Below are 9,626 nucleotides of genomic sequence, written 5' to 3'. Positions count from 1 at the left end.
CGAAGGGGCCGAGCGGCCTGGAGGTGCTGGCCTCGGAAACCGACCCGTCGGTCTCGGAGGCGTTCAGCGCCGAGGACTACAGCCGCGTCCTGGACGTCCTGGAGCGGTTCTACGGACTGGTCCTCACCGACTGCGGGCCGGGGCTGCTGCATTCGGTGATGTCCTCGGTGCTGGAGAAGGCCGACGTTCTGGTCGTGGTCAGCTCCGGATCCATCGACGGGGCGCGCAGCGCGTCCGCGACGCTGGACTGGTTGGACGCACACGGCCACGAGGAGATGGTGCGCAACTCGATCGCGGTCATCAACGGGGTGCGGTCACGCACGGGCAAGGTCGACATGAACAAGGTGGTCGACCACTTCGCCCGCCGCTGCCGCGCGGTCCAGGTGGTGCCGTTCGACCCCCACCTCGAAGAGGGCGCCGAGATCGAGCTGGACCGGCTGAAGAGGTCGACGCGCGAGGCGCTCACCGAACTGGCGGCCATCGTCGCCGATGGGTTTCCGGGGGATCAGCGCAACCCCGGGGTCGCGTAGCGCCTCAGCGGGGGTTGTTGTCGTCGTGGCCCAACCGCCGCAAGAATTCCGGATCGTCGTCGGGTCCGATCACGCGCGTCTTCGGCCGGTTGATTTGCGACCGCGCCGCACGCCAGCCAACGTAGATCAGCGTCCCCAAAATCAGGACGAGCAGCAGGTAGAGCACTCAACACCTCCTCGAACGAATATACCCGCGCCGTAGGCTCTCCCCTGTGTCAGAAGCAGCCAGCGACAACGCCCCAGGCGACGGCCAGGGCCGGGCGCCGGGCGCCGGCCGCCGGGCCGTCATCGACGTTCTGCTCTACGCCGCGGCGCGCCTGCTGCTGGCGGTGATGCTCGCCGCCGTGATCTACGGGGTGGCGCGCTTGATGGGGGTCAGCCAGTTCCCGGTCGTGGTCGCCGCGTTGTTCGCGCTGATCATCGCGATGCCGCTGGGTATTTGGCTGTTCGGCCCGTTGCGCCGTCGCGCCACCGCGTCGCTGGCGGTGGCAGGCGAGCGCCGGCGCCGGGAGCGCGAACAATTGCGGGCCCGGCTGCACGGCGAGCCCGCGCCCGACGAGCGCCCGGCCGATCAGTAGTTGGGCATCCGCACGACCTGCGCGGCATAACTGAGGCCCGCGCCGTAACCGATCAGCAGGGCCAGGTCGCCGGGCTTGGCCTCCCCGGTCTCCAGCAGCTCGGCCATCGCCAGGGGGATCGAGGCCGCCGAGGTGTTCCCGGTGTGCTCGATGTCGTTGGCGACGACGGCGTCCGGCCGCAACTCCAGGCTCTTGGCCAGCACCTCGTTGATGCGGCTGTTGGCCTGATGGGGCACGAACACGTCGATCTCGTCGGGTCTGATGCCCGCCGCGTCCATCGCCTGCCGGCCGACCTTGCCCATCTCGAACGCCGCCCACCGGAACACCGCGCTGCCCTCCAGCCGCAGGAACGGGCGGGGACCGGTGGGGGCGTCCATGTAGTCGATCCAATCGATGTCCTGCCGGATCGCCAGGGCCTGTTCGCCGTCGCTGCCCCAGATGGTGGGCCCGATGCCCTGGTCGGGTGTCTCGCCCACCACCACGCCCGCCGCGCCGTCGGCGAAGATGAAGCAGTTGGTGCGGTCCTGCATGTCCACCGTGGGGGACAGCTTCTCCGAACCGAGGACCAGCACCTTGGCGGCGGTCCCGCCACGGATCATGTCGGCCGCGACGCCGAGCGCGTAGCCGAAGCCGGCGCAGCCCGCCGAGACGTCGAACGCGGGCACGCCCGTGGCGCCCAACGCTGCGGCGACGGCCGGGGCGCACGCCGGGGTCTGCAGGAAATGGGTGCTGGTGGCGACGATGACGCAGTCGATGTCGGACGGCGTCAGCCCCGCGGTCGCGATCGCCTGCCGCCCGGCCTCGGTGGCCATGGACGCGGCGGATTCGTCGCGGGCGGCGAACCGGCGGGTCTTGATCCCGGTGCGGGTGAAGATCCACTCATCGGACGATTCGATGTTCTCGCATATCTCGTCGTTGGTGACCACCCGTTCGGGGCGGTACGCCCCGACGCTGAGCAATCCGATGTTCTCCGGTCCTCTGGTCGCGGCGATCTGCTTCACTGCTGTCCCCGATCGGTGTCGTCGATGAACGGCCGTTGATCGCCGGCCGACCACCCATTGTTATCCGATCCGTCGCCGGCGCGGGCAGTACCGACACATCCGGGGATTCAGCCGGCCAGCGCCAGGGCCGCCGCCACCGCGATCGCCCAGGCCACCATGGCCAGCCCGGTGTCCCGCAGCACGGGAATCAGCTCCGGACCGCCGCGCCCCGACCGCACCGGGCCCGCCGCGCGCAGCGCCAGGGGCGTGGCAACGAATCCCACTGCGCACCACGGCGTCGCGGCCATCAGCACCAGGGTCAGCAGCCCCGCGGTCGCCAGCAGCCCCTGGTAGAGGATGCGGGTGCGGGCATCGCCCAGCCGCACCGCCAGGGTGATCTTTCCCGATTGCGCGTCGGTCGGAATGTCGCGCAGGTTGTTGGCCACCAGCACCGACGACGACAGCGCCCCGATCGAGACCGCCAGCGCCAGCCCCACCCAGTCCACCCGCAGCGCCTGGGTGTACTCGGTGCCGAGCACGGCCACCAGCCCGAAGAACACGAACACCGCGACCTCGCCGAAACCCGCGTAGCCGTAGGGTTTCGAGCCGCCCGTGTACAGCCACGCGCCGGCGATGCACACCGCGCCCACGGCGATCAGCCACGGCGCGCTGACGAGCGCGAGGGCCAGGCCGGCGGCCGCCCCGAGCGTCAGGCTCGCCACCGCCGCGGCGAGCACCGATCGCGGGGTGGCCAGCCGCGAGCCCACCAGGCGCATCGGGCCGGCCCGGTCGTCGTCCGTGCCGCGGATGCCGTCGGAGTAGTCGTTGGCGTAGTTGACGCCGACGGTCAGCGAGACCGCGACGGCCAGCGCCAGCAGCGCCTTCCACCACACCGCCGATCCCAGCCACGCCGCCGCGCCGGTGCCCGCGACCACCGGCGCCACCGCGTTGGGCAGCGTCCGCGGCCGCGCACCAGAGATCCATTGCCCGAAATTGGCCACGAGGACATCCTGCCAGCACCCCGCCCCCGCCCCCGCGCCCACGATCCGGTGCGGGCCATGCACCAGAATGGGCGGATGCTCGGAGTCATCGGCGGCAGCGGCTTTTACACGTTCTTCGAGTCCGACACCCGCGTCGTCGACGTCGACACCCCGTACGGGCCGCCGAGCGCGCCGCTCACCGTCGGCGCCGTCGGCGGACACGAGGTCGCGTTCCTGCCCCGGCACGGGACCAGCCACCAGTTCTCGGCGCACACCGTGCCGTATCGGGCCAACATGTGGGCGCTGCGCAAGCTCGGGGTGCGACGAATCTTCGCGCCCTGCGCCGTCGGCAGCCTCGAGCCCGACAACGGTCCGGGCGCGGTCGTGGTGCCCGATCAGCTGGTCGATCGCACCAGCGGCCGCCCCGACACCTACTTCGATTCCGGCGGCATCCACGTCGACTTCGCCGACCCGTACTGCCCCAGCCTGCGCGCCGCCGTGACCGGCCTGCCGGGCGTGGTCGACGGCGGCACGATGGTGGTGATTCAGGGGCCGCGGTTCTCCACCCGCGCAGAGAGCCGATGGTTCGCCTCGGCCGGGTTCGCCTTGGTGAACATGACGGGTTACCCGGAGGCAGTGCTGGCTCGGGAACTCGAAATGTGCTATGCGACAATTGCTTTGGTCACCGACCTGGATGCCGGGGTGGCGCCGGGTGAGCGCGTGACCGCCGTCGAGGTGTTCGCCGAATTCGAGAAGAACATCGGGGGATTCAAGGAGCTGGTGCGCCAGGCGATCGGCCGGGTGGCGAGCGAACGCAATTGCACGCACTGCCTGCCGCACACCGGGGTCACGCTGCCCGTCGAGTTGCCATGAGGGTGTTGCTCACCGGTGCGGCCGGTTTCATCGGGTCGCGGGTGGCCGCGGCGCTGCGGGCGGCGGGCCACGACGTGGTCGGCGTCGACGTGTTGCTGCCCGCGGCGCACGGCCCGAATCCGGTGCTGCCGCAGGGATGTCACCGCGTCGACGTCCGCGATGGCGACGCCCTGGCGCCCCTGCTGGACGGGGTGGACCTGGTTTGTCATCAGGCGGCGATGGTCGGGGCGGGCGTGGACGCAGCCGATGCCCCCGCCTACGGCGGCCACAACGATTTCGCCACGACGGTGCTGCTGGCGCAGATGTTCGCCGCGGGGGTGCGCCGCCTGGTGCTGGCCTCGTCGATGGTGGTGTACGGGCAGGGCCGCTACCACTGCGGGCGGCATGGGGACATCGACCCGCTGCCGCGGCGGCGCGAAGACCTCGACGCCGGGATCTTCGAACACCGCTGCCCGATCGGCGGCGAGGAGCTGCAGTGGCGCCTCGTCGCCGAGGAAGCGGCGCTGCGGCCGCGCAGCCTGTACGCGGCCAGCAAGACCGCGCAGGAGCACTACGCCCTGGCGTGGTCGGAGTCGACGGGCGGGTCGGTGGTGGCGCTGCGCTACCACAACGTCTACGGCCCCGGCATGCCGCGCGACACGCCGTATTCCGGGGTGGCGGCGATCTTCCGGTCGTCACTCGAAAAAGGCGAACCACCAAGGGTTTTCGAGGACGGCGGTCAGATGCGGGACTTCGTCCACGTCGACGACGTCGCCGCCGCCAACCTCGCGGCCACCCAGCACACGGACGGATTCACCGCGGTCAACGTCTGTTCGGGGCGGCCGGTCTCGATCCTTGAGGTGGCCGGCGCGCTGTGCGATGCGCGCGCCGGTTCACCGGCGCCGGTGATCACCGGCCAGTACCGCAGCGGCGACGTGCGCCACATCGTCGCCGACCCGGCCCGGGCGGCCGAGGTGCTGGGTTTCCGGGCGCGCGTCGGCCCGGCCGAGGGCCTGCGGGAGTTCGCGTTCGCCCCGCTGCGCTGAGCCCCTCAGGGCTGTGGCGGGCGGTAGATCTTGGGTTTCTGAAGGGGTATCTGCCGCGTCGCGGAATCGTCGCCCCGGAAGATCCGGGGGCCGGTGCTGATCCGGGTGGTCGCCGCGGCCGACGGTGTGGCGGCCTGGCCCACCGGCACGCGCGCCCGGGGTCCGGTGGGAGCGCCGCCCGCCGGGGCGGCGGCCTTGCGGGCGATGCGGCGGCGGCGCAGGCGCCGGCCGCGGAGCTGCCCGGTGACGATGGCCGCCCCCAGGATGCACAGCGCAAGGCCGCACAGGGCCACGTCGAACGTGCTGGTGATCTGCTGGGCGAGGTTGTTCCCGTAGACCGGGTGTTGCGCCGGGGAGGTCGGTGAGTCCGCGAATCGCGGTGCCAGCACCACGCCCACCACCACCCGCGCGACGCTCAGTGTGGCGACCAGCCCGCACAGCGACGAGATCAGTCGCGCGGAGCGGGTGGCGTCGGCCAGGTTGATGCGCAGCCAGATCGCCAGCAGCGCGGTGGCCAGATCGAACCCGGCCAGCACCACGCTGTCGTAACGCGAGAAGGGGTAGTTCAGGCTCACGGAGACGAAGAGATCGGTCAGCCGCATCACCATCGAACCCAGGCCCCATACGGCGATGAGCAGCAAGCCATTTCGGGCCGCCGCCCGCCAGGCGCTCTCCTCGGCCCCGGTGGTGTTCCGATGACCGAAGAGGGTCCGCGGCGCGAACACGGCCCCGGCCGCGGCCCACGCCAGGTAGCCCTCGAAGCCGACCCCGGCGGTCGAGGTGTTCTGCGCGATGCCGTGGAACGCGTCGATGTCCCGCCCCAGCGGCAGGCTCCACACCAGGACGCCGGCGACCGCCGTCGAGGCGCCGAGCGCGACCGTGGCCAGCCGGGCGGATCTGGTGCCGCGCAGCAACCACCTGGCGGCGACCAGCACGGCGACCAGGGCCACCACGCCGTACACCACCGCCGTCACGATGACCGCGACGTTCTGCTTGCCGAACGCGGCGGCGCCTCCGGTGTTCTGCAGCGCGTACCGCACCCGCCAATACAGGTTGAAGCCAAAACTGAGCACCGCCAACGCCATCGACGCATAACCGATGAGCCGGGCCGCCCTCAGCCAGCCGGCGTACTCGTCGCCCTCGGGCACCGGTCCCGAGCGGGCGCCGTTGGCGACCGCTTGCGCGCTCAGCAGTGACCCGGCGATGCCCACCCACGCTCCGGGCCCCACGCCGCCCGGCACGTTCACCGTGCCGCCGAACCGGACGGTCTCGAACGCGTCGAACCCGACGAACGCCAGCACCAGCAGCGCGTAGGGGATGTTGAGCGCCAGGCGAAGCCGGCCCGCCGTGGCGGGGTTGAATCGCGCGCCCGACGTCCTCCAGGAACCGGCTACCGCGACGGCGACGAGGGAGAGCACGGTCACCGCCAGCAGCGCGGCGAACAGGACCGGCTTGCTGCCCGGAATCCCCACGCCGAAATACAGATTCCACGGCAGGAAGAGGGCGATGACGAGCAGCGCGACGGCGGTCAGGTCGCCGGCCCAGCGGCGGCGGGTCGGATCGGGCGTTGCGGCCGCGGCGTTCGGGCCCGGCCGGACGATGCGGGTGGTCTCCTGCGCCTGTCGTTGAATGGGGCCGGTGGGCGCGTCGTCGCTGCTCTGGCTCACCATGCCCCCCGCAAATCAACGACGATCGCCTGCTGCGCAGCTTCGGTTGCGCGGCGGGCGAATACCCTGCCGGGGCGGCCGCACTGCTCGCTTGCGAACATAATCTCCGTTCGGACGCCGTGGCAGATTCCCCGGCGACCGTCCTGTGGTTCGAGAAGCTGGTTACGCTGCGCTATAGGCAAACCTTGTCGCCCGAATAACGGATACTGCCAACGGTATCGCAAGTGTAATGATGCCGGGACATTGCTGGCCGTGGGGTGGCCAGCCGAAGGAGAACCGGGATGGACGTCGTGTTGGGGGTCGCGGTCACGGGCCCCGTCGCCCGCTTGGCGCTTGTCGGGCCGGGCGCCGACGTGATCGACCAATCCGTCGTCGACCTGGAGGACAACCCGGTCGGCAAACTCACCGAGACGGTGGTCGGCACCAATCGGCTGCTGGCGGACGAGAACCACCGGCTGGTGGGCACCCGGCTGTGCTGGAACGACGATCCGCTGGCCGGGCAGCTGCGGCAGGCGCTGGAGAACTCCGGCGTCCCCAACGTCGCCGTGCTCTCCGAGTCACAGGCGGTGGCCGCCCTGATGCGCGCGGCCGGGCGCCCCGGCGCCGCGCTGGTGATGAACGACGCGACGGCGACGCTGTCGGTGCCGGGCTCCGCCGAGGACCAGGACGCACCGCCGACCGTGCTGGCCCAGCAGCCGCTGGCCGGCGGCGACGCCACCGCCACCTTCGACACGATGATGGCCCAACTCGGGAACCGGCCGGACGCCCCGGGCGAGGTGTACCTGGTGGGCGATTCCGCCGAGCTGACCCGGGTCGCCGACCAGTTCCGCGATGCGTCGACCATGCGGGTGCAGGTCGCCGAGGACCCGTCTTTCGCGGTCGCCCGGGGCGCCGCCATGGCGGCCGCGGCGCAGACGGCGTTGTCGGCCGGGGATGCGACGGCGATGGCTCCGGCGGTGGGGCTCACGGGCGACGAGACCGCGATGGCGCCGGCCGCGGGGCCCACCGGGGACGAGACGACGGTGGTGCCCCCGCCGGCCGCCGAGGAACCGCAGCTGGCGTACTCGATGACCGAGGACGCCGAGCCGTTCGCCGGCGACGAGTACGACCCCGAATACGACGAATACGACGGATACGACGACTTCGATCAGACCGAGGCCATCCCCTCGCGGCTCAGCCGCCGGTCCCTGGTGGTCGGCAACGCCGTGATCGCCTTCGCCGTCATCGGTTTCGCGTCGCTGGCCGCCGCGGTGGCCATCGCGGTGCGTCCCACCGCGAGCCAGCAGCCGGTGGTGGGCCACCAGAACGCCGCCCCGGGCAAGTTCATGCCGTTGTTGCCGACGCAGCAGCAGGCGCCGGTGCCCCCGCCTCCGGCCGACCAGCCCAACGCCGGTTTCCAGGGTGGCGTGATCCCGGACGCCAATGGCCTTCTTCCGGCGCAGGGCACCTCGCCCGGCGCGGGTGTCCCGGCCGCGCCCGCCCCGGTGGCGCCCGACGTGCCCGGCGTCGTCCCCAACCCCAATCCCGCTGTGCCCGTTCCGATCCCGGTCATCGTTCCCGTCCCGATATATCCGCCGCCCTTCAACCCGCCGACGACCACGACGCCGACGATCACAACCACCACCACCACGACGCCGACGATTACCACCACCACAACGACGCCCACGACCACGGAGCCGTCCACCACCACGCCCACCACGACGGTGCCGACGACGACCACCCCGCCTACGGTGACGACCACGACGCCGCCGACGAACACCAAGACCCCGCTCACCTCGACGCAAACGCCGACCACCGCGGCGCCCCCGCCCAGCACCCACGAAACGACGGTGGCGCCGCCGCACACGCAGACCCAGCAACCGCAGACCCAGCAACCGCAGACGCTCGCCCCGCAGCAGCCTCACCCCCATCGCGGGTTCTGAGCCGGTGATGCCCGACGCGGTCACGGTGGTGCTGCCCTGCCTGAACGAGGAGGAGTCACTGCCGGCCGTGCTGGCCGCCATCCCCGCCGAATACCGGGCGTTGGTGGTCGACAACAACAGCACCGACGACACCGCCGCGGTGGCGCGGCGGCACGGTGCCGAGGTGGTCGCCGAGCCGCGGGCCGGGTACGGCTCGGCGGTGCACGCGGGCGTGCTCGCCGCGACCACCCCGATCGTCGCGGTCATCGACGCCGACGGCTCGATGGACGCCGGTGACCTGCCGCGCCTGGTCGCCGTGCTCGAGCAGGGCGCCGACCTGGTGATCGGCCGGCGCCGGCCGGTGCCCGGGCTGCATTGGCCGTGGGTGGCCCGGGTCGGCACCGTGGTAATGAGCTGGCGGCTGCGCACCCGCCACGGATTGCCGGTGCACGACATCGCGCCGATGCGGGTGGCGCGGCGCGAGGCGCTGCTGAACCTTGGCGTCGCCGACCGGCGCTCGGGCTATCCGCTGGAGCTGCTGGTGCGCGCGGCGGCAGCCGGTTGGCGCGTGGTCGAGCTCGACGTCAGCTACGGTCCCCGCACCGGCGGGAAGTCGAAGGTCAGCGGGTCCCTGCGGGGGAGCGTCACGGCGATCCTGGACTTCTGGAAGGTGATCTCGTGACCTTGCCGGTGACGCTGCTGGTGGTGGCCAAGGCGCCGGAGCCGGGCCTGGCCAAGACCCGGCTCGCGGCCACCGTGGGGGACTTGGTGGCCGCCGAGATCGCCGCGGCCGCGCTGTTGGACACGCTGGACGCGGTCGCCGCCGCGCCGGCGGCGAACCGCGTGGTGGCCATGACCGGCGATCTGGATGCGGCGGCCGGGGCCGCCGAGATTCGGCAACGGCTGCAGGCTTTTACGGTGATTCCGCAGCGCGGTGCCGACTTCGTCGACCGGCTGGCCAACGCCCACGCCGACGCCGCCGACGGCTATCCGGTGGTGCAGATCGGGATGGACACCCCGCAGGTGACCGCCGACCTGCTGACCGACTGCGCCCACCGGCTGCGGGAGGCGCCGGCCGTGCTCGGGCAGGCC

The 9,626-nt window shown here is 71.9% G+C and carries 11 protein-coding genes; 7 read left to right on the top strand and 4 right to left on the bottom strand.

Going from position 1 to position 9,626, the window contains the following annotated elements; all coding sequences use genetic code 11:
• Positions 1-530 (top strand): MinD/ParA family protein (locus A9X05_RS04025; RefSeq protein ID WP_197498905.1); only part of this gene is annotated, 530 nt, incomplete at its 5' end.
• Between the two features lie 4 nt (positions 531-534).
• On the opposite strand, the gene A9X05_RS30345 is transcribed toward A9X05_RS04025, so the two are convergent.
• Positions 535-696 carry a hypothetical protein gene (locus A9X05_RS30345; RefSeq protein WP_156670027.1) on the bottom strand — a complete coding sequence of 54 codons (162 nt, stop codon included), beginning with the start codon at positions 694-696 and terminating at the stop codon, positions 535-537.
• A 121-nt stretch (positions 697-817) separates the two neighbouring features.
• Here A9X05_RS30345 and A9X05_RS04020 point away from each other — a divergent pair, with 121 nt between their 5' ends.
• Positions 818-1,108, top strand: coding sequence for a DUF4229 domain-containing protein (locus A9X05_RS04020; RefSeq protein WP_067779326.1), 291 nt, complete (start codon positions 818-820; stop codon positions 1,106-1,108).
• Here the strand turns inward: A9X05_RS04020 and fabH are convergent.
• On the bottom strand, positions 1,102-2,109 hold the full coding sequence (fabH, locus tag A9X05_RS04015) for a beta-ketoacyl-ACP synthase III (protein WP_067779324.1): 1,008 nt from the start codon (positions 2,107-2,109) through the stop codon (positions 1,102-1,104). The genes A9X05_RS04020 and fabH overlap by 7 nt on opposite strands.
• 107 nt (positions 2,110-2,216) lie before the next feature.
• Positions 2,217-3,089, bottom strand: a complete 873-nt coding sequence (locus A9X05_RS04010) for a 1,4-dihydroxy-2-naphthoate polyprenyltransferase (protein ID WP_067779322.1) — start codon at positions 3,087-3,089, stop codon at positions 2,217-2,219.
• A gap of 75 nt (positions 3,090-3,164) precedes the next feature.
• Here A9X05_RS04010 and A9X05_RS04005 point away from each other — a divergent pair, with 75 nt between their 5' ends.
• Positions 3,165-3,941, top strand: a complete 777-nt coding sequence (locus tag A9X05_RS04005) for an S-methyl-5'-thioadenosine phosphorylase (protein WP_067779319.1) — start codon at positions 3,165-3,167, stop codon at positions 3,939-3,941.
• Positions 3,938-4,966, top strand: coding sequence for an NAD(P)-dependent oxidoreductase (locus A9X05_RS04000; protein WP_067779317.1), 1,029 nt, complete (start codon positions 3,938-3,940; stop codon positions 4,964-4,966). Before A9X05_RS04005 ends, A9X05_RS04000 begins: the two co-directional genes overlap by 4 nt.
• A gap of 5 nt (positions 4,967-4,971) precedes the next feature.
• Here the strand turns inward: A9X05_RS04000 and A9X05_RS03995 are convergent, their stop codons facing one another.
• Positions 4,972-6,636, bottom strand: a complete 1,665-nt coding sequence (locus A9X05_RS03995) for a hypothetical protein (protein ID WP_067779315.1) — start codon at positions 6,634-6,636, stop codon at positions 4,972-4,974.
• 278 nt (positions 6,637-6,914) lie between these two features.
• Here A9X05_RS03995 and A9X05_RS30340 point away from each other — a divergent pair, with 278 nt between their 5' ends.
• From A9X05_RS30340 to A9X05_RS03980, 3 genes are all read left to right on the top strand, one after another.
• Positions 6,915-8,555 carry a hypothetical protein gene (locus A9X05_RS30340; protein WP_067779311.1) on the top strand — a complete coding sequence of 547 codons (1,641 nt, stop codon included), beginning with the start codon at positions 6,915-6,917 and terminating at the stop codon, positions 8,553-8,555.
• A gap of 7 nt (positions 8,556-8,562) precedes the next feature.
• Positions 8,563-9,216, top strand: coding sequence for a glycosyltransferase family 2 protein (locus A9X05_RS03985; RefSeq protein WP_067779308.1), 654 nt, complete (start codon positions 8,563-8,565; stop codon positions 9,214-9,216).
• On the top strand, positions 9,213-9,626 hold a 414-nt coding region (locus A9X05_RS03980; RefSeq protein WP_197498904.1), incomplete at its 3' end, for a DUF2064 domain-containing protein. The genes A9X05_RS03985 and A9X05_RS03980, both read left to right, overlap by 4 nt.

It is taken from the genome of Mycobacterium sp. E3298, from assembly GCF_001666895.1.
GTDB lineage: Bacteria > Actinomycetota > Actinomycetes > Mycobacteriales > Mycobacteriaceae > Mycobacterium.
Note: the sequence above shows the minus strand (reverse complement) of the source record. Positions and strands in the feature narration are given on the sequence as shown.

Coding starts and splice junctions, on each gene's coding strand:
- A9X05_RS04000 (WP_067779317.1), top strand. CDS start 3,938: ATGAGGGTGTTGCTCACCGGTGCGGCCGGTTTCATCGGGTCGCGGGTG.
- A9X05_RS03995 (WP_067779315.1), bottom strand. CDS start 6,636: ATGGTGAGCCAGAGCAGCGACGACGCGCCCACCGGCCCCATTCAACGA.
- A9X05_RS04005 (WP_067779319.1), top strand. CDS start 3,165: ATGCTCGGAGTCATCGGCGGCAGCGGCTTTTACACGTTCTTCGAGTCC.
- A9X05_RS03985 (WP_067779308.1), top strand. CDS start 8,563: ATGCCCGACGCGGTCACGGTGGTGCTGCCCTGCCTGAACGAGGAGGAG.
- A9X05_RS30340 (WP_067779311.1), top strand. CDS start 6,915: ATGGACGTCGTGTTGGGGGTCGCGGTCACGGGCCCCGTCGCCCGCTTG.